Below are 19,147 nucleotides of genomic sequence, written 5' to 3'. Positions count from 1 at the left end.
ACAAATAGAATGTTCAATCCAATTAAGGCTTCTCACCATTCGCCAAACGCTGTTCAATCGCATCCAAAACTGCCGGTAGATCAGCAATACTATCAAGCACATAGTGTGCGCCTGAAGCATTCATTTTTGCATAAGCTTTTTCTTTTAAACGAGTTTGTTCAGTTGCAGAAAGTGCAGACCATTCCTCAAAGCTTAAACCGACTTCATTACCACTCACAGCCAAGCCAACAGTCCAACAACCACCATTTAAACCTTCTTCAATTCCAACCACCGTGTCATCGACTTTCACCACAGTTTTAATATCTGTTACATCCAGTTCAATCAAGTTTTTCCACAACATTTCAGGATATGGGCGACCATGTTTCACATCACTTGCGGTGATAATGCAGTCTGGTACATAACCTTGATCTGCCGCATCTTGTACCAATTGACCAATCATCATCGACGCATAACCTGTATTACTACCAATTTTCACACCGCGCGCACGAATATCTGCAAATGCCTCTAATGCACCCGGAATCAATTTTGAACAGGTTGGAATGCTTTTTAATTGATACGGAATAAAGTCTTGATACAAACGGTCAATATCTGCGATAGCCACTTCTGCACCATGTGCTTGTTTCCATGCCTCTGCAACACGTGGCATTTTTAACACAGCTGCAATGTGATCACGTTTTTCTAAACCCATTGGCGCACGTGCTTCTTCAATTGAAATTGCAACTTTGTTATCTGCAAATAGCGCCATGAATGCCAAAATTGGTGCACGTGAACCAAAGTCTACTGTTGTACCTGCCCAATCGAAAACAATTGCTTGTAATGCTGAATGTGAAGTGTTCATAAATTTGTCCTAAAAGTTTGTGTATTAAATTGATATATAAATAAATTGTGAAAATAAAATTAAGCCTGACGATATTGCTCAATCGCTGTTAAAAGTCGTTCAATATCATCCAAATAAACCTCACCGATATTGCCAATACGGAAACAATTTAGATCAGTGACTTTGCCCGGATAAATCACGAAACCTGCTTTTTTTAGATTTTCATACAAGGCTTGGAAGCTAAAATCATCTTCATTTGGATAAAGGAATGTGGTGATAATTGGAGATTGTGGTGTGTTTTGATCTAGAACCATTTCAAAACCAAGGGCTAGCATGCCTGTCGCTAGGCGTTGCTGATTATGCAAATAACGCTGATAACGAGCCGTGACACCGCCTTCTTGTTCCAACTCGAGCAAGGCTTGATAACATGCACGTACCACATGGGTTGGCGAAGTAAAACGCCATTTACCACCCTGCTGTTCCATGGTGTTCCATTGGTCGTATAGATCTAAACTGACTGAACGTGCCAAACCCTTGCATGCCTGTAATTGCTCTCGTTTTGCCAAAATAAAACCAAAACCCGGTACGCCTTGAATGCATTTATTAGCACTTGAAATCAGGAAATCTATGTCTAATTCTGCAATGTCCATTGGAACACCGCCAAAAGAACTCATTGCATCGACGATCCACACTTTATTTTTCGCTTTGACAATGCGTCCAATCTCTTGAATCGGATTCAACAAACCTGTCGTCGTTTCGCAATGCACACATGACACATGAGTTATGCTCTCATCTTCAAGCGCTTTTTCAATAACTGCGAGTTGGGGAATTTGCATTTCAGGATAGCGTAATTCCACCACATCAATGTTCAGGCAACGTGCCATTTGCACCATGCGCGCGCCATAAGCACCGTTATTGATAATTAAAATTTTGCCATCTTTGGGAATCGCAGAACCTAAGACGGATTCAACAGAAAAACTGCCGCTACCTTGCATCAACACCGCACTATATTGCTCAGGTTGTGCTGTCGCCATAGCCACCAAACGACTGCGAATATCCTGAACCAAAGCGTTATATTCTTTGTCCCACGTACACCAATCACGTTGCATCACACGGCGCACGGTTGTCGAAGTTGACAAGGGTCCCGGTGTCAGCAATAAGTATTTATTCTCAAGTTCCTGTGTAGCTTTGTTTGAAATTTCATTTTCAAGTTCAATTTTTGCGTTCATTTCGCCTAACCTTTGTCCAATTTCTTACAGTATAAATCAATCTGGTTTAAACCAGATTACAAAATATAATTTTCTAACATTTCTTTCATAAAACCTGCGCCTGTGGTCATGCCCTTTCCTGCAATTGCACTGACAAGGAAAATATTGCGTTCAGCTTCTGTCACGCATGCCAATTCAGTTGGATGGGTCAGGTAATAACCATTCCAACGAGATTCAATTTCAGGGAGTTGCAAACCGATGTTTTCTTTGCAATATTGCAAAATGAATTGGTTAATTTCTTCACGTTGATTAAATTGTGGTACATCTTCAATTGGATAATATTCATGGCTATCGCCCAAAATAATTTGTCCAAATTGATTTTGTTTAATCAGAATATGAATGCCGTATTTTTCTACCAAACCGATTTGTGATTCGTTGCGTAAGTCTTGATGGCTCGGACAAATTTCAAAAGCAGGATAACGAGAGATCGACAAGCCTGAATAAATCGACGCTTTGAGATTCACGTTGAGCGGTTTAGTCAGTGCCATTTGCAAAGCACAACGCAATAAACCTTTTTGTTGTAATAGATCGGGATAGAGCAATTGCGTGACTTCACCATGACAAATCAGAACTTTATTTGCCGTGAAGGTTTGCCCTGTCGCTAAGTGAATACGTGCCATGTCTTGGCTCGACTGTGTTTGTACTACACATGCATTGCACTGAATTTCCACGCCAATTTTTTCAGCATATTGCAATAAACGCTGACCGATTAAATGTGGCTCAACTGAATAATCTTCATGAAACACCATACCTCCACGTAGTGCAGTTTCAGGGTTTAAATAATCATATTGATCAAAGAGTTGTGGTTTTGATAATAAACTCACAGGAATCTGATAATCAGGTGCAACTTGAGCAAATTCGTTTAACACTTGCCATTCAAGTTCTGTATTTGCCACATACAAGCCATTACGCTGTTGAAATGAAATATCGGTGTGTGCTTGAATTCGTTGATAAAATTCACGGGTTGCCAAGGCATATTCACGCCATTTCGCATCGGGACGACTAAGCGTAGACGTTCCAACCATGCCAAAGTTACGGCGTGTTGCACCAATAGCTTGGGCATCTTTTTCAAAGACTTGCACTTTTAATCCTTGCTCTGCTGCTTGGATTGCAGCCGATAATCCTAAAATGCCTGCACCGACAATAATTAAGTCAAATTGTGCTGTATTCATGCCACTTTTCCACCTTATTTGCTTTTTTCAGGATGCAAAATCCCGAGCGCCTGAAAAAAGCGTTTAATTCATTTGGTTTAAAAATTTAGAAGTTAATGTTGAATGATCATTCTGTTATCAATGACTTATGAATGAATTTGCTCACGCCATCGTTGGCTTGATGCCATCATTTTTCGAGTCAGTAACCAATGCAACAACTTGACGGTACATGATGTCAGTAAAATCAAAATACTCATCGCAACCGCAGCCACGGTATCTCCTGCATCATCCATATTCAGTACCGCCACCGAAGCCAAATTGGTATCAGGTGAGTAAAGGAAAATTGCAGCTGAAACCGTAGTCATAGCATTGACAAATAAATACACCGACACATCACACAGCGCAGGAAACGTTAAAGGCAAATAGACTTTACGGAACATTGTCCAATGTGAAGTCCCCAAACTTTGTGCTGCATGATCAAGTTGATTTGGAATCTGTTGAATCGCATGAGTCAGCGTCATATGTGGCACAGTGTAATAATGAATAATGGTGGAAATCACCAACAGCGTCATCGTACCGTACAGCAAAGACACAGGGTTTTGCGGTGCATTGAAGAATAAGATATAGGTAATACCCAACACCAATCCCGGCACAGCCAAAGGCAATAATACCAAGACTTGTACATAATTTTTCAGCAAAGGATGTGCTTTAAAACGTGCGCTGAATAAGGCAATAATGAAGATTAAAATCGTACCAAAAACAGTGCTGAATAATGCTAATTTGATCGAGTTAAAATAGCTTGCCCAACCGCCACCATCGACATAATCAAAGCGATAATGATTGAAGGTCAGTGACAAATCATAAGGCCAATAGCGAATGAATGAGGCAAGAATCGCAGTGATGATGATCAGTAAAATACCACCTGAAATTACACCACAAAATACGGTTAAGGCTTTTTCAATACGAGGATTGGCACGTAGACGATAAGGCTGAATTTGGAAATTTTGATAACGTTCCTGACGACGACTTTGATAACGATCAAAGATAAATGCCAACACCGCAGGACACAGCAATAGAATCGAAATCACCGCACCCATATTCATATTTTGCTGACCAATGATCTGCTTATACACATCCAACGCCATCATATTGAATGAACCACCGATCACTTTGGGAATCCCAAAATCAGTAATCACATAGGTAAATGCCACCAAACAGGCACTGACTAAACCATAGCGAATCGCAGGAAAAGTCACCGCCCAATGCGTTTCTAAAGTATTTTTACCCAAAGCATGTGAAGCTTCAATCAAGCGTTGATCTATATGACGAAATGCGCCCATCATTAACATCACCATGGCAGGAAACAGCCAAAAACAATAACTGATCAGAATGCCGAGTGGTCCATAAATCTGCACCTCGCCCATGATGCCCTTGAACACACCTTGCTGACCGAACAAATACACTAAGGCCAATGAGGGCAATATCGAAGGTGCAAGAATCGGTAAAAATGCCACTGTTTTAAAGAAGGCTTTGCCCCGAATATTGCAATTGGTTAATGCAAATGCATAAACACTCGCCAAGCTGACTGTGATCAACATTGCCGTGATCGCAATCCACATTGAATTGAAAATGGATGAGATCAAAGCAGGATTAGAGAAATAAGCAGCAAAATTTTCAAAACCGATAAATTGATGCTGTTCATTTAAAAATGCGCTTTGCATTAACAGCATTAAAGGTGCGATTAAACTCAAAGTTAATAGAATCGCTGCGACAAATAACACTGCACTTGAAAGCAATGAATAACGTGATCGATGCGCTGTCTGCGTTTTTAATAATGCATCGGCAGCAGATTGATTTAACATCTCGCATGCCCTCGTGCATCAAATACATGCAAAGCACGAATTGGCACTTGTAAGTACATGTCATCTTGTACAATCGCCATCTGTTGATGATCGACATCGACTTGTAAAACTTGCTCATCTGAAACATTGCCATCCGAAACACTGCCATCTGATGCATTTTGATTTTTAATCACACAAAATAAACGACGTTTTGCACCCAAAAATTCAGTGTTGACAATACGAACAGCTAAATTTAAATATTCATTCGATGGTTCATTTTCAGTCACAAGTTTGACATTTTCAGGGCGAAAAGCGATTTCGAATTGCTCATCTTTGGCAAATGTTAAATGCGGAAATTCAATCTGTGATTGCTCATCCATTTTCAAATGATGTGCATCGACTGCCACCGCCTGCATAAAATTCATCGAACCAATAAACTGCGCCACGAAACGGGTTTGTGGTTTGTAATAAATATTATGTGGCGTATCGAGTTGCTCAATCACGCCTTTATTCATCACCGCAACACGATCAGAAATGCTTAACGCTTCTTCCTGATCATGCGTGACCATGATCGCAGGCAGATTGAGTTGACGTTGAATATTACGAATTTTTTGACGTAGATTTAAACGCACCAACGCATCCAAAGCGGATAATGGCTCATCCAAAAGTAAAATATCAGGATTTGGCGCAATCGCACGGGCTAAAGCCACACGCTGTTGCTGACCACCTGACAATTGATTGGGATATTTTTCTGCAATGTTCGGCAATTCAATCAGGTGCAATAATTCATTCACACGATATTGGATTTCTTGTGTTGTCCAATCTTTCTTATGCAAACCAAATGCAATATTTTCCGCCACGGTTAAATTCGGAAATAACGCATAGTTTTGAAATACGATGCCACATTTACGTTTTGCTGTATTGAAATGAGTAATATCAATCTCTTGCTTAATCACTTTGCCATAATCAGGCTGTTCAAGCCCTGCAATGATGCGTAGCAAGGTGGTTTTTCCACAACCCGATGGACCTAAAAAGCTGACAAACTCACCTGCTTTGAGGTCAAGATTGATGTGTTCCAATACCCGACTTGAACCAAATGATTTTTGAATATCAATCGCTTCGAGTATGGTTTTCGACTCCGCCATTTTAAAAGTTCTTAAGGTTGAGAGCAGATGCCCTGCCGAATTTGGCATGGCTTGCCCTGTCCTGCTATTTTGTAAATGCGACGGAATTTGCATATTGCACCTGTTTTTTAATGCTTAATTTGGAATATCTTGTTGAAAATCATTTGTTTTAAATAAATCATTTTGAATAATTAATTCTGAATGATTCATTACTTTTCAAATTGTGCTGACCATTGTTTTAAAATTGATTCACGATGTTCGGCTGCCCAATAAAAATCATTTTTCACCAACTGCTGTGACAAATTTTTCGGGAAGTCTGCATTTTTGCTGTGCACTTTTTGATGAGCCACCATCGAGAAGTTTTGTGCATAAGCTTCATTGGCGGCTTGGCTGACGGTCCAATCAATAAACTTTTCTGCGCTACTGAGTTTTTTCGTGCCTTTGACAATCGCCGAGGCTTCCATTTCCCAACCTAAGCCTTCTTTTGGATAAACAATTTCTAAAGGTGCACCACGAGATTTAAGTTTAAATCCCGGATAACCAAATGAAATACCAATGACCGTTTCTCCTTGCGCTGCCATCTTGCAAGGCTTCGAGCCTGAATGGACATATTGAGAAATGTTTTGATCGAGTGCCTGCATATATTGCCAAGCTTGCTTTTCACCAAAAATCTGCATCCAAGCCGTAACATCCAAATAGCCTGTACCACTCGATGCAGGATTTGGCATCACGATTAAACCTTTATAAATAGGTTTAGTCAGGTCTTGCCATGTTTGCGGGATTGGTAATTTTTTCTTTTCAAGTTCTACTTTATTAACACAGACAGCCGACTCCCAAGCGGTCATCCCTGTCCATGTCGGAATGTCTTTTTGGCTATAAAAGTCAGTTTTCAATTGTTCGACATTTTTTGGACGATATGGCTGTAATAAGTCATTTTTTTCCATGACCAATAAACTGGTCAATGCCAATCCCATCACCACATCGGCTTGTGGATTTTTTTGTTCTGCTAATAATTTTGCGGTGATCACACCTGTCGAATCACGTACCCATTTTACTTTTAATTCAGGATGCGCTTTGCGTAATTCCCATTGATAACGCTTGAGTTGATCAGCTTCAACGGCGGTATAAACCGTGATTTGTTCAACATCGTTTGAAGTTGACGATGTAGTACATGCGGCACTGACGCAAGCCAATACAACACTTGTGCCAATTGCGAGGAGCTTCTTTTGCTGCTGTTTTAAATACGGGCTCATGGTGACATTCCTAACGAATGCTGCTTCTTGATAAGCTGTATTTCAACAAAAGTTTGTGACAGTTTAATTAATCTGGTTTAAACCAGATTAATTATTTTATCCGTTTTTCTAATTAAATTCCTCTCGAAATTTGATACGCGGAAACGTCCTTCGCAACTGTTTGAGGCAAGACTACATAATTAAGTTAATGTTTCTACGACATAATTAATCAATATTCGGTAGTTGACGAGTTTTGCGAAGGACAATGGTTTTGCCTACTTTTCCCAAAAGAAAAGTAGGTCGAGCCGAAGGCTAATCCTGAAATTAAAACTTTTGAAGTAAGACTCCGTCACAACTAAATCTTATCCAAATTAAATTACAAAAAATTTTGTACACTCACATTACTTTATTCTGACGCTTCAAAATGCAAATCAAGCACATCATGCAGCCAATATTCTTGGTCAACATCGGTAATCACTCCATTTTGATCACAATTGGTACGACAAATATATAACCCCATACTGCCGACATTGACATGCAAAGCCTTGGCTTGTTGCTCCGACAAAGCAGTTGGATAAAGGCTGATATGCGCACGGGTTAATTGACGTTGATAATGTTCTGCCATCAGAATCGTGATAGAATCTTCTAAATTTTGTTCTAAAAACTCAGGAAATAAACTTGCATTAATCCGTAAATGTTCCACTACCGCAGGGCGACCATTGATACTACGACGTCGCCACATCGAATAAATGTCATCGCCCACATTCACTTTTAAATGTGTTGCATCCCAAGCCGTTGCTTGTACCAATTCCGCAGAAATCAATTCGGTACTTGGTACACCGCCCTGTTCCGTTACATATTGGTTAAAACTTTTGGTCGATTGTGGACAGTAAATAATGCGCGGTGCACGCACAAACCAACCACGGCGGTCTAAACGATAAATCAGTCCATCCATTTCCAAAGCCAACAAAGCTTCACGCACTGCAACACGTGTAGTTGCAAACTGCTCCATCAGCACACGTTCTGAAGCAAGTCTGGTATTGGCACTCCATTGCCCCGATTCGATCTCATGCGCAATCGCATCTCGAATCACAATATATTTAGGAACACGTGAAGATGTTTCTTGGACAGACATACTGATTTATTTTGTGAAAATTTCTACTAATATACCCAAATATTAAGTCGATGCGATGACATTTATACTTATTATTTTCCTTTGTTAGTCTTTTTCAATCTTCTTATCATTTGCTGTTCTGCAATATGATTAAGTGATTAGATTCATCAACAATTGCATCAATTCGACTTGCGAATTGCATTCCATTTTATGGAAAATATTTTTAAAATATGTCCGCACCGAATTGAGTGTAATATTCATTTGTACTGAAATTTGCTCGAGCTTTAAACCATTCACAAACCACTCACAAACCTCAATCTCTCTTTTAGAAAGCTTATATTTATACTTTAAAGTTTCATGCTCTAAAACATACTTGATTTTATTAGGCTGAATATTTTCATCTTTTAAAATTAAATTTTCAGTAAAGCTCAACATAATTAGCGGACGAATCCCAAAAAATGACTTTTCCTTTTCAGAAACTAACAAATTAATTCCGAACTGAATATTTGAATTTTTGGTAAAAAAAACGGAGTTTTTAAATTGCTCTAGCTCTTCTGGTTTATATCGAAAAGTCTTTTCAACTTGGTAAAGATAATCTATAAACTGATTTTGGCTACAGGCTGACAAAACCAACTTATTATTTTCAATTTTTATGTTCTTATTATTTTGAAGAAAAAAATTAGCCTTTTGATTTAAATGTACGACTTGTCCTGATAAATTTAATAAAATGATAGGTTGCTTTAGCAGGTCTATTAAATTATATCCAACAATATTATCATGAGAAAACTCATATATGTTTTTTTGAGACATCACAACACGTTTTAAATGCGGTAATAAAGTATCTAAAAACTCAAGTTCTGTTTGATTGAGTGGTTTTCGTTCTCTCGTTGTACTGATACTCAAAAAGACACACAATTTTTCATTCCAAATCAGTTCATGTGTAGCAACATATCTAAGCCCAACTGGAAGCAAAATTTTTTGATATAAATCTGAGTTTTGAACAAAATCTTCACTCACATGCGTATGACATTGGTACCAACCTTTTCTATTGGGATCCAAAAATTTTTCCCAACGCGGATCATCTTCGATTGGGTAGCGTATATAATCTAATTCAGTACTTGCATAATATTCTTTTGGATAGGTTCCGTGACCATTACTAAAAGACACAGTATTATAATGAAGATCGATTGCTTGAATATGAACATAAGAGGCATCTAAAATTTCCAATAATCGTTTAGAAAAATTTAACCATCCATCTTTATCAATCGATATCCTACAAATTAAATCACATAGCTCATTATGGTAAATATCTATTAAATTCATTGTATTAATATAATAAAGTATTAATAGCCACAATATATTGTATTTTTTATGTAAATACAACTGTATTTATAATCATTTTAAAATAGAAAATATCATTAAAAAGCATATAATTTAGTTATTTTATTTTTTGGTAAAAGTATTAACATTAAAAATTAAAAAATCATATTCGATATTAAACACTTAAATTAAATAATAAAAAATATTTAAATAAATAATAATACCAAGACGATCAAGATTTAACGATGACCGTCTGGTATTTTTAAAATTTAATTTTTTCCATTGGTTTTAGGCAGTAAAGCTGTAGCTAAACCAAGCAATGGGATAAATGCACATAATTTAAATACCCATTGAATACCATGCTGATCTGCAAGCATACCCAGTGCTGAAGCCGCGATCCCACTGATTCCAAACATTAAACCAAACATCATCCCCGCAACCATTCCGACACGCCCAGGCACAGCTTCTTGCGCATAGACCACCATAGCAGCAAAAGCAGATGAAAGGATTAATCCTGATAGCATTGCGAACACAATCGTCCAAAACAAGTTGGCATACGGAAGCATTAAAGCAAAAGGCACCATACCTAAAAATGAAATCCAAATAACGGCTTTACGTCCAATTTTGTCTCCAATCGGTCCACCTGCAAAAGTACCGACTGCAACAGCAGCTAAAAATGCAAAAAGATACAATTGTGCGTGCTGCAATGAAACATGAAATTTATCAATTAAATAAAAAGTATAATAATTACTTAGACTTGCAATATAAGTAAACTTTGCCAAAATCAATACAGACATTACTACCAAAGCACGGATTAAAGTTCTGCCATTTAATTTGTATGCTGTGGACGCAGCACTGCTGACAATTTTTTGCGCATATTGAACTGACCACTGACTGACTTTAAATAGAATACAAATGGCGATAAATGCAAAAATCATAAACCATGCCATCGCATATTGCCCATATGGCACAATAATAATGGCTGCCAATAACGGACCGATTGCCGAACCTGAATTGCCGCCAACTTGAAAAATAGATTGAGCTGTACCAAACTTTCCACCTGAAGCGAACCTGGCAACCCGAGATGCTTCAGGGTGAAATGTTGAAGACCCGATTCCAATTAAAGCAGATGCAATCAATACCACTGTAAATGTAGGTGCAATTGCCAATAATCCAATCCCCAACAAAGTCACAACCATCCCCATTGGTAATAAATAGGGTTTCGGATGTTTATCTGTATATAAGCCAATCCAAGGTTGTAACAACGATGCTGTAATTTGATAGACCAATGAAATCAGCCCAACTTGGGTAAAACTCAAAGAAAAATTTGTTTTGAGTAATGGGTAAATTGCGGGTAAAGATGCTTGGATCAAATCATTGAGTAGATGTGCAAATGCGACAGCGCAAATAATTGAAACCACCATGATCTGCTTTTTATTTTGATCATCTAAGCGATTTATCGAGGACTGAGTAGAGGCTTGCATGAATTTCGCCCTAAAGTTTTAAAGAGTATGCTATTTTAATTTGTCATTTATACATGTAAGTTCCAATAATCATCGAATAAGTGACACAGCTTATACGGTCTTATGATTTGAGGTCTTTATGATTCCAGACATTGAATATTCTCATAAACTTATGATTGGGCTTGGCTCTCAACATGCTTATCGCAGCATTATTCCGCCACATACACATAGCCGTGCGCAATTGTTATATGCATCTGAGGGCGCGATTCGAGTATATACCCATGATCATGTTTGGATCGTCCCACCCCAATGTGCCTTATGGATTCCTGCACAAGTTGAGCACAGTGTGGTATCTCTCAGTGAAGTACAATTAAGTACTGTTTTAATTGATAAAAAAGCTGCTGATTCATTGGGCGAGCAATGTTTTATTGTAAGAATCAGCAAGCTTTTACGTGAATTGGTGTTGCGCTTTAATCAATTGGATAATTTTCACATTCATGAAAGCACACAAACTGATGAAATTGAACAGGCTTTACAGTTATTGATTTTTAATGAAATTAAACAAGCTTCTAGCTTTCCGATTGTGATTCCATGGCCCAAAGATGCCCGTTTAATTCAGATGTGTGAAGCCCTTATGGAAACTCCGGATAATCCTAAAGATTTAAATCTTTGGGCAGACCATATTGGAACAAGTAGCCGCACTCTGATTCGTCTTTTTCAAAAGGAAACGGGGTTAAACTATCGGGCTTGGGTTCAGCAAATGCATATCGCCTTAGCTTTAGGAAAACTTTCTCGTGGTGAATCTATTGCTAAAATTGCATCAGCTTTGGGTTATAACAGTTCCAGTGCTTTTAGCGCGATGTTTAAGAAGTATTTGGGTGAATCACCACAACATTTTAGGAAAGATTGAGTGATTTCAATATTATGTTTTCAAATTAACTCATAATTTACGCCATAAAAAATCCCCGCATAATGCGAGGATTTTCATGATCTGAGATCGAGATGATATTACATCATTCCGCCCATACCACCCATGCCGCCCATATCAGGCATTGCTGGTTTGTCTTCTGGAATATCAGTAATCATACATTCTGTGGTTAACATTAAACCTGCTACAGATGCAGCATGCTCAAGTGCAGAACGTGTTACTTTCGCTGGGTCAAGGATACCCATTTCCAACATGTCGCCATATTGTGAAGTAGCAGCGTTATAACCGAAGTTACCTTCACCATTTTTCACAGCATTGATTACAACTGAAGGCTCGTCACCTGCGTTAGATACGATTTGACGAAGTGGAGCTTCGATCGCACGACGTAGAATGTTAACACCAACAGTTTGGTCATCATTCGCGCCAACTACGCCATCAAGTGCTTTCGCAGCACGTACAAGTGCAACACCACCACCTGCAACTACGCCTTCTTCAACCGCAGCACGCGTTGCATGAAGTGCATCGTCAACACGGTCTTTCTTCTCTTTCATTTCAACTTCAGTTGCAGCACCGATTTTGATCACTGCAACACCGCCTGCTAGTTTAGCAACACGTTCTTGAAGTTTTTCTTTATCGTATTCAGAAGTAGATTCTTCGATTTGTGCACGAATTTGAGTTACACGTTCAGCAATTTGATTTGCATCACCAGCACCATCAACAATCACAGTGTTTTCTTTAGAAACTGTGATTTTATGCGCTGTACCTAAATCTTGAAGAGAAGCTTGTTCAAGTGACATGCCTACTTCTTCAGAAATCACAGTTGCACCTGTTAAGATTGCAATATCTTGAAGCATTGCTTTACGACGGTCACCAAAGCCAGGCGCTTTAACCGCACATACTTTGATAATACCGCGCATGTTGTTCACGACAAGAGTAGCAAGCGCTTCGCCTTCAACATCTTCAGCGATGATAAGAAGCGGTTTACCTGTTTTTGCAACAGCTTCAAGAACAGTGATTAACTCACGAATATTGCTTACTTTTTTATCAACAAGAAGAATGAATGGGTTTTCAAGTTCTGCTGTTAAAGTGTCTTGTTTGTTCGCAAAGTATGGGCTGATATAACCACGGTCAAACTGCATACCTTCAACCACGTCAAGCGCATCTTCAAAGCCTGAACCTTCTTCAACTGTGATCACGCCTTCTTTGCCCACGCGCTCCATTGCTTGTGCAATAAGTTTACCAACAGTTTCATCAGAGTTTGCAGAAATCGAACCCACTTGTTCAATTGCTTTGGTATCAGAAGCAGGTTTAGCCGTTGCTTTAATGTTTTCAACAACAGCTTTAACCGCTAAGTCAATACCACGTTTCAAATCCATTGGGTTCATGCCCGCAGTTACAGATTTGATCCCTTCATTCAGGATTGCTTGTGCAAGTACAGTTGCAGTCGTTGTACCATCACCCGCGATGTCATTGGTTTTTGAAGAAACTTCACGAACCAATTGAGCACCCATGTTTTCGAATTTGTCTTTTAGAGAAATTTCTTTTGCAACAGTCACACCATCTTTAGTGATATGTGGCGCACCGAAAGAACGGTCGATCACAACGTTACGACCTTTAGGGCCTAAAGTCACTTTAACTGCATCTGCAAGTACGTTTACACCCGCGATCATTTTTGAACGCGCTGAATCACCGAATTTTACGTCTTTAGCTGACATGCTAAACTCCAATTTTCTTTAATTTTTAACAATCTGATTTCAATATTTACGATGATTATTCAATTTTATATTTGAAAATGAATCATCAAATGGTCTGAATTAACCTTCTAGTACCGCTAAAATGTCAGATTCTTTCATAATTAAAAGTTCTTCGCCGTTAACTTTTACAGTTGTACCTGCATAAGTACCGAACAATACTTTATCGTCAACTTTTACATCTAATGCACGTACGCCATTATCAGTCACTTGACCATTACCTACAGCGATGATGATGCCTTGCGCAGGTTTTTCCGCTGCAGAACCAGGAAGTAAAATACCACCAGCAGTTTTAGTTTCTTCTTCAACACGACGAATTACTACGCGATCATGTAATGGACGAATGTTGCTCATATTAAACTCCATAGACATCGTCAAAATGTCATTGATTACTGAGTGAAGATGACTTCTTATTTAGGGCGTGTTGAACTTTCATAAATGGCTTGCGTTGTAGGTTAAAATAGATCAAACAAGACATGAAACGCAGAGAATGGTGGTTCCATTTTATAGTTTCATAACGAAGTTTGAGATCATTTTAACCACAACCCTACGGGACTAGCGTATTTTTACGGCTACATCGTTGCAAACTACTCATTTAGAATGACTAAATTTCGTATTTCACGCCTCGTATCATCAAAAATACGCGTTGTCGCAAACATAGACGAATGATCAACACGCCCTTGGTCATCGACAAAATATTTGTATGACACATTTGTGGGGATGGAAAAAATAGCTTCAAGGGGAACAAGCAATTTTTTTTATTAAATTTGTGTTTTTTTTATTCTATTACATCAAATCAAATCAAAATCAGCCCGGAGAAGATTCTCTAGCAACAAATTCTTGCAACTGCTCATCAAAAAAATAGTGCTGAAAAGTGCTATCACGATGGATCACGTTAAAACTATTCGGCATATTTTTATGCAAGCGACTCGATATGGCTGTACCTGCATGGACTTCATAAACAGGATTATTCAAATTCAATTTAAATTCTTTATTCAAATCATAAACAGCGACCAAATGTAAATGTCCGTGCAAGAGAGCAAATAACTGGTGTTGCCCCCATTCTTTAATCGCAAACTGTCCCAAAGCAGGACAATCTTTTAAATGATGATCATCATTGGTCGTATAAAAAGGCTGATGACTGACGATAATTTTAAACTTATCTAACGGTGCATTTTCTAATTGCTGATTTACATGTTGAATTTGTTCAACTGAAATAGAACCCCGCGTATGATAGCGACGACGAATACTATTAATACCGATTAAATAAAAATGTTCAGTCGATAAAGTGCTTTCCAAACTTCCAAAAAAAAGCTGGTATAAACCAAATGGGCGAAAAGCCCTGTTCCACAAATGATAGAGTGGAATATCGTGATTCCCTGGAACGACAAAATAGGGAATTTTTAAAGATTCAAGAAATTGCTTACAAGCGAAGAATTCTTTAAATTTAGCACGTTGCGTCAAATCACCACTCACCACCACAACTTCAGGTTGATGTAGTGCACAAAACTTTTCAATTGCACGAATACACTCAATTCGCTCAGTGCCAAAGTGTAAATCAGACAGATGCAGCAGCATGTGGCACCATGATTTTCAAAGCATTCTTTTCTACATGTAAGGACAATGGTGTGGTCATTGAAACTATTTCTCCATCGACTGCAACGGTCAGTTTAGGCTTTTTTGAATAGACAATGACTTTTTGCGCACCAAAACTATACACATCTGATGCATTTTCTAACTTGCCACGAATGGTTTGAAATAATGTTTTAAATAAAGTTCGCTTATCCCCTTTGGCAATCACTACACCTGCAATTTCACCAATTTCAGCACATTTAGAAATTTTCAATTTCAACTCTTTCAATTGCAATTGGTTATTTCCAAAGAAAATCAAAGGTGTTTTAACGGGATACTTTTGCCCATCAACTTCAACCTCTAGTTTTAATTCTTTACGATCTCGGATCAATACATCTAAACCCGAGGTATAGGCATTTAAAGGAAAGCGTCCAAACTTACGATTATATTCCTCACGTTTTTTGATAAATAAAGGATACAAACCCAGACTGGCATTATTTAAATAAATTTGATCATTGATACATGCCACATGTGAGGCTCGTGGCTCACCAGTAGCGATAACTTTTGCGGCTTCGAGAATATCTAGCGGAATATGTAAAACCCGTGCCACATAATTAAAGGTGCCTAATGGCAAAATCCCCATTGGAATCGCTTGGTTCAACATTTGTGAAGCAACAGCATTCAGCGTACCATCACCACCTGCTGCAACAATCACACCTTGTTGTGAATATTCAGCATGTCGTTGATAAATTTTCTGCATTAATGTTTGAATATTTTGCTCTGATGCAATGTCAAACACCTGTATTTCAAAGCCATATGATGTCCAAATTGTCATCAATTTTTCATAGATATCGTCTTTTTCATTTGCATGAAACCCTGATTTTTCATTGTAAATCATCGATAATGGTTTAAGATCTGGGCGCATAATCTTGATTATTTTGAAGTATTCACTCTAATTTCGTTGATTTTATAGGCAAATAAAAGCACCTTTATGTAAAATTCGAATTAATACCATTTATTTAATCAATGATAAAGCAAACACTCAATGGATTTATAAATATCTGTTAATAAATATTATTCTCAATTAAAATATCACACATAACTGTGGTGAATAGTGCCAAATATTCGACAAATTATCCATATAATAATTTAAAAACAATAACTTATCCTTTTTATTACGTTTGGTATCTTTTACGGCTTTAGTCTTATTTTTTCCATGAATATATGGTTTAATACAGCCACTTTTTTTTCATATTTATATTTGGATGGAGTACCACTTCATTCAGATTGTTATTTGTACACAAAATAGTACATATTTTAAGATAGGCCTCACCATGACCCAAGTGAACGCACCAGAATTCGTTCGTCATCCCAAGCTCATTGCATGGGTTGAAGAAATTGCTAAATTAACTAAACCTGCAAAAATTGAATGGTGTGACGGAAGCGAAGAAGAAAATCAACGTTATATCGACTTGATGATCGCGAACGGCACTATGCAAGCTTTGAACCAAGAAAAACACCCTGGTTCATATTTAGCGAATTCTGATCCGTCTGACGTTGCTCGTGTTGAAGGTCGTACATACATCTGTTCTGAAAAACAAGAAGATGCTGGTGCGACTAACAACTGGGAAGCTCCTGCTGAAATGCGTACTCGCCTTAACGGTTTGTTTGATGGCGCTATGGAAGGTCGTACAATGTACGTTGTTCCTTTCTCTATGGGTCCTTTAGGTTCTCATATTGCTCACATCGGTATCGAATTAACAGATTCTCCGTATGTTGCTGTAAGCATGCGTAAAATGGCTCGTATGGGTAAAGCCGTTTATGACGTACTTGGTACAGATGGCGATTATATCCCTTGTGTACACACTGTAGGTGCTCCACTTGCAGCAGGTCAAAAAGATGTAGCTTGGCCTTGTAACCCTGAAAAATATATCGTTCATTATCCAGAAACTCGTGAAATTTGGTCTTATGGTTCAGGTTACGGCGGTAACGCTTTGTTAGGTAAAAAATGCCTAGCATTACGTATTGCTTCATCTATGGGTCGTCAACAAGGTTGGTTAGCTGAACACATGCTTATCCTTGGTGTGACTAATCCACAAGGCGAAAAACACTACATCGCAGCGGCATTCCCTTCTGCATGTGGTAAAACTAACTTTGCAATGTTGATTCCACCAGCAGGTTATGAAGGTTGGAAAATCGAAACTGTAGGTGACGATATTGCTTGGATCAAACCAGGTGAAGATGGTCGCTTATATGCAATCAACCCAGAAGCTGGTTTCTTCGGTGTAGCACCGGGTACAAATACTAAAACAAATCCAAACTGTATGGCGACACTTCATAAAGACGTGATCTATACAAACGTTGCTGTGACTGACAATGGTGAAGTTTGGTGGGAAGGTCTTTCTAAAGACGTACCTGCTAACCTTACAAACTGGAAAGGTCAACCACACACTGGTGAAGAAAAAGCTGCACATCCAAATGCGCGCTTCACAGTTTCAGCAGGTCAATGTCCTTCTATTGATGCTGACTGGGAAAATCCAGCAGGTGTTCCAATTTCTGCGTTCATCTTCGGTGGTCGTCGTGCAGATACAGTGCCTTTAATCTCAGAAGCATTTGACTGGGTTGATGGCGTGTACAAAGCTGCAACTATGGGTTCTGAAACAACTGCTGCGGCTGTTGGTCAACAAGGTGTTGTTCGTCGTGATCCATTTGCGATGCTTCCATTTGCTGGTTACAACATGGCTGACTACTTCTCTCACTGGTTAGAGCTAGGTGAAGAAGTTGCTGAAAAAGCAAAAGCTGCAGGTAACAAACTTCCAGGTATCTACAACGTGAACTGGTTCCGTCGTGATGCTGAAGGTAACTTTGTATGGCCTGGTTTCGGTCAAAACATGCGTGTTCTTGAGTGGATCATCGATCGTTGTGAAGGTCGTGCAACTGCTGTAGATACACCAATTGGTCGTGTTCCTACATTTGAACAATTGAACTGGACTGGTTCTGATTTCACTAAAGAACAATTTGATCTTGTAACTTCACAAGACAAAGATCAGTGGATCAAAGAGCTTGAAAGCCATACTGAATTGTTCAACAAATTAGGTGATCGTTTACCTAAAGCACTTAAAACTCGTCAAGATGAGCTTTTAGAAGCTGTTAAAAAATCTGCTTAATTTTAATTAATTAAGTTTAAAAAGACCGCTGAACAGCGGTCTTTTTTATGTTTTAATCATTATTACTAAAAATAAAAGCCAATGAAATGAAACAAACTCAAAACATTACTACAGCACAGCCTTATTTAACCATTTTGCCTGATAACGAAGAAGTCTTTGCAAGCTCTGATAAGTTTCTTGCAAAACATATGCTACCACTCGTTTCAATTGACCTCTCTGCAGTTAACCCGAAATGGCAAGGGTTGATTCACCTAGTAAATCCAGTCGAACCCGCCGATTCGTATATAGGCGACTACACTCCTGAATATCACAATGAATTTGCAGGACAAAATTGGTTTATTTTGCAACTCGATGAAAATAATCATTATCAATGGTTAGGACAACGTAGATATTTTATTT

15 protein-coding genes and 1 pseudogene are annotated in these 19,147 nt (G+C 38.5%); 3 read left to right on the top strand and 13 right to left on the bottom strand.

Features of this window, described 5'->3' with window-relative positions; all coding sequences use genetic code 11:
• Nucleotides 1–22: 22 nt before the first annotated feature.
• From phnX to EXE09_RS16945, 9 genes are all read right to left on the bottom strand, one after another.
• Nucleotides 23–838 carry a phosphonoacetaldehyde hydrolase gene (phnX, locus tag EXE09_RS16990; RefSeq protein ID WP_130118048.1) on the bottom strand — a complete coding sequence of 272 codons (816 nt, stop codon included), beginning with the start codon at nt 836–838 and terminating at the stop codon, nt 23–25.
• A gap of 59 nt (nt 839–897) precedes the next feature.
• Nucleotides 898–2,046, bottom strand: coding sequence for a 2-aminoethylphosphonate--pyruvate transaminase (gene phnW / locus EXE09_RS16985; protein ID WP_130118047.1), 1,149 nt, complete (start codon nt 2,044–2,046; stop codon nt 898–900).
• 56 nt (nt 2,047–2,102) lie between these two features.
• Complete coding sequence (locus EXE09_RS16980; RefSeq protein WP_130118046.1) at nt 2,103–3,257, bottom strand: TIGR03364 family FAD-dependent oxidoreductase; 1,155 nt, start codon at nt 3,255–3,257, stop codon at nt 2,103–2,105.
• Nucleotides 3,258–3,382: 125 nt separating this feature from the next.
• Nucleotides 3,383–5,098 carry a putative 2-aminoethylphosphonate ABC transporter permease subunit gene (locus EXE09_RS16975; protein WP_130118045.1) on the bottom strand — a complete coding sequence of 572 codons (1,716 nt, stop codon included), beginning with the start codon at nt 5,096–5,098 and terminating at the stop codon, nt 3,383–3,385.
• Nucleotides 5,092–6,315 carry an ABC transporter ATP-binding protein gene (locus EXE09_RS16970; RefSeq protein ID WP_130118044.1) on the bottom strand — a complete coding sequence of 408 codons (1,224 nt, stop codon included), beginning with the start codon at nt 6,313–6,315 and terminating at the stop codon, nt 5,092–5,094. The genes EXE09_RS16975 and EXE09_RS16970 overlap by 7 nt, the downstream gene beginning before the upstream one ends.
• A 95-nt stretch (nt 6,316–6,410) precedes the next feature.
• Nucleotides 6,411–7,454 (bottom strand): putative 2-aminoethylphosphonate ABC transporter substrate-binding protein, encoded by a 1,044-nt coding sequence (locus EXE09_RS16965; protein ID WP_130118043.1) that lies wholly within the window; start codon nt 7,452–7,454, stop codon nt 6,411–6,413.
• 385 nt (nt 7,455–7,839) lie between these two features.
• Nucleotides 7,840–8,568, bottom strand: coding sequence for a UTRA domain-containing protein (locus tag EXE09_RS16955; protein WP_171478642.1), 729 nt, complete (start codon nt 8,566–8,568; stop codon nt 7,840–7,842).
• Nucleotides 8,569–8,697: 129 nt separating this feature from the next.
• On the bottom strand, nt 8,698–9,870 hold the full coding sequence (locus EXE09_RS16950; RefSeq protein WP_130118041.1) for a helix-turn-helix transcriptional regulator: 1,173 nt from the start codon (nt 9,868–9,870) through the stop codon (nt 8,698–8,700).
• Between the two features lie 266 nt (nt 9,871–10,136).
• Nucleotides 10,137–11,291, bottom strand: coding sequence for an MFS transporter (locus tag EXE09_RS16945; protein ID WP_416332373.1), 1,155 nt, complete (start codon nt 11,289–11,291; stop codon nt 10,137–10,139).
• Nucleotides 11,292–11,469: 178 nt separating this feature from the next.
• Here EXE09_RS16945 and EXE09_RS16940 point away from each other — a divergent pair, with 178 nt between their 5' ends.
• Nucleotides 11,470–12,240, top strand: coding sequence for an AraC family transcriptional regulator (locus tag EXE09_RS16940; RefSeq protein WP_130118039.1), 771 nt, complete (start codon nt 11,470–11,472; stop codon nt 12,238–12,240).
• 98 nt (nt 12,241–12,338) lie between these two features.
• Here EXE09_RS16940 and groL read toward each other — a convergent pair whose 3' ends face one another.
• From groL to EXE09_RS16920, 4 genes are all read right to left on the bottom strand, one after another.
• Complete coding sequence (groL, locus tag EXE09_RS16935; RefSeq protein WP_068975447.1) at nt 12,339–13,973, bottom strand: chaperonin GroEL; 1,635 nt, start codon at nt 13,971–13,973, stop codon at nt 12,339–12,341.
• A 99-nt stretch (nt 13,974–14,072) separates the two neighbouring features.
• A complete protein-coding gene (locus EXE09_RS16930; RefSeq protein WP_068975448.1) occupies nt 14,073–14,363 on the bottom strand; it encodes a co-chaperone GroES in 291 nt (96 codons plus the stop codon).
• A gap of 453 nt (nt 14,364–14,816) precedes the next feature.
• Entirely contained in the window at nt 14,817–15,587 is a 771-nt protein-coding gene (locus EXE09_RS16925; RefSeq protein WP_130118038.1) for a metallophosphoesterase family protein, read from the bottom strand.
• Nucleotides 15,568–16,506 (bottom strand): diacylglycerol/lipid kinase family protein, encoded by a 939-nt coding sequence (locus tag EXE09_RS16920; protein ID WP_068975450.1) that lies wholly within the window; start codon nt 16,504–16,506, stop codon nt 15,568–15,570. The genes EXE09_RS16925 and EXE09_RS16920 overlap by 20 nt, the downstream gene beginning before the upstream one ends.
• 409 nt (nt 16,507–16,915) lie before the next feature.
• Here EXE09_RS16920 and EXE09_RS16915 point away from each other — a divergent pair, with 409 nt between their 5' ends.
• Both EXE09_RS16915 and EXE09_RS16910 read left to right on the top strand, forming a co-directional pair.
• Entirely contained in the window at nt 16,916–18,748 is a 1,833-nt protein-coding gene (locus EXE09_RS16915; RefSeq protein ID WP_130118037.1) for a phosphoenolpyruvate carboxykinase (GTP), read from the top strand.
• An 86-nt stretch (nt 18,749–18,834) separates the two neighbouring features.
• A pseudogene (locus EXE09_RS16910) lies at nt 18,835–19,147 on the top strand (hypothetical protein); the annotation flags it as partial.

The sequence above is a fragment of the Acinetobacter sp. WCHAc060025 genome (assembly GCF_004209355.1).
In the GTDB taxonomy this organism is placed as follows: Bacteria; Pseudomonadota; Gammaproteobacteria; order Pseudomonadales; family Moraxellaceae; genus Acinetobacter; species Acinetobacter wuhouensis.
This window is presented reverse-complemented; position numbering and strand designations above follow the sequence as displayed.

Excerpts from the sequence above, each read along its gene's own strand:
- EXE09_RS16950 (WP_130118041.1), bottom strand. The coding sequence starts at position 9,870 with ATGAATTTAATAGATATTTACCATAATGAGCTATGTGATTTAATTTGT.
- EXE09_RS16955 (WP_171478642.1), bottom strand. The coding sequence starts at position 8,568 with ATGTCTGTCCAAGAAACATCTTCACGTGTTCCTAAATATATTGTGATT.
- EXE09_RS16965 (WP_130118043.1), bottom strand. The coding sequence starts at position 7,454 with ATGAGCCCGTATTTAAAACAGCAGCAAAAGAAGCTCCTCGCAATTGGC.
- EXE09_RS16920 (WP_068975450.1), bottom strand. The coding sequence starts at position 16,506 with ATGCGCCCAGATCTTAAACCATTATCGATGATTTACAATGAAAAATCA.
- phnX (WP_130118048.1), bottom strand. The coding sequence starts at position 838 with ATGAACACTTCACATTCAGCATTACAAGCAATTGTTTTCGATTGGGCA.
- EXE09_RS16975 (WP_130118045.1), bottom strand. The coding sequence starts at position 5,098 with ATGTTAAATCAATCTGCTGCCGATGCATTATTAAAAACGCAGACAGCG.
- phnW (WP_130118047.1), bottom strand. The coding sequence starts at position 2,046 with ATGAACGCAAAAATTGAACTTGAAAATGAAATTTCAAACAAAGCTACA.
- EXE09_RS16930 (WP_068975448.1), bottom strand. The coding sequence starts at position 14,363 with ATGAGCAACATTCGTCCATTACATGATCGCGTAGTAATTCGTCGTGTT.
- EXE09_RS16925 (WP_130118038.1), bottom strand. The coding sequence starts at position 15,587 with ATGCTGCTGCATCTGTCTGATTTACACTTTGGCACTGAGCGAATTGAG.
- EXE09_RS16945 (WP_416332373.1), bottom strand. The coding sequence starts at position 11,291 with ATGGTGGTTTCAATTATTTGCGCTGTCGCATTTGCACATCTACTCAAT.
- EXE09_RS16940 (WP_130118039.1), top strand. The coding sequence starts at position 11,470 with ATGATTCCAGACATTGAATATTCTCATAAACTTATGATTGGGCTTGGC.
- EXE09_RS16980 (WP_130118046.1), bottom strand. The coding sequence starts at position 3,257 with ATGAATACAGCACAATTTGACTTAATTATTGTCGGTGCAGGCATTTTA.
- EXE09_RS16915 (WP_130118037.1), top strand. The coding sequence starts at position 16,916 with ATGACCCAAGTGAACGCACCAGAATTCGTTCGTCATCCCAAGCTCATT.
- groL (WP_068975447.1), bottom strand. The coding sequence starts at position 13,973 with ATGTCAGCTAAAGACGTAAAATTCGGTGATTCAGCGCGTTCAAAAATG.
- EXE09_RS16970 (WP_130118044.1), bottom strand. The coding sequence starts at position 6,315 with ATGCAAATTCCGTCGCATTTACAAAATAGCAGGACAGGGCAAGCCATG.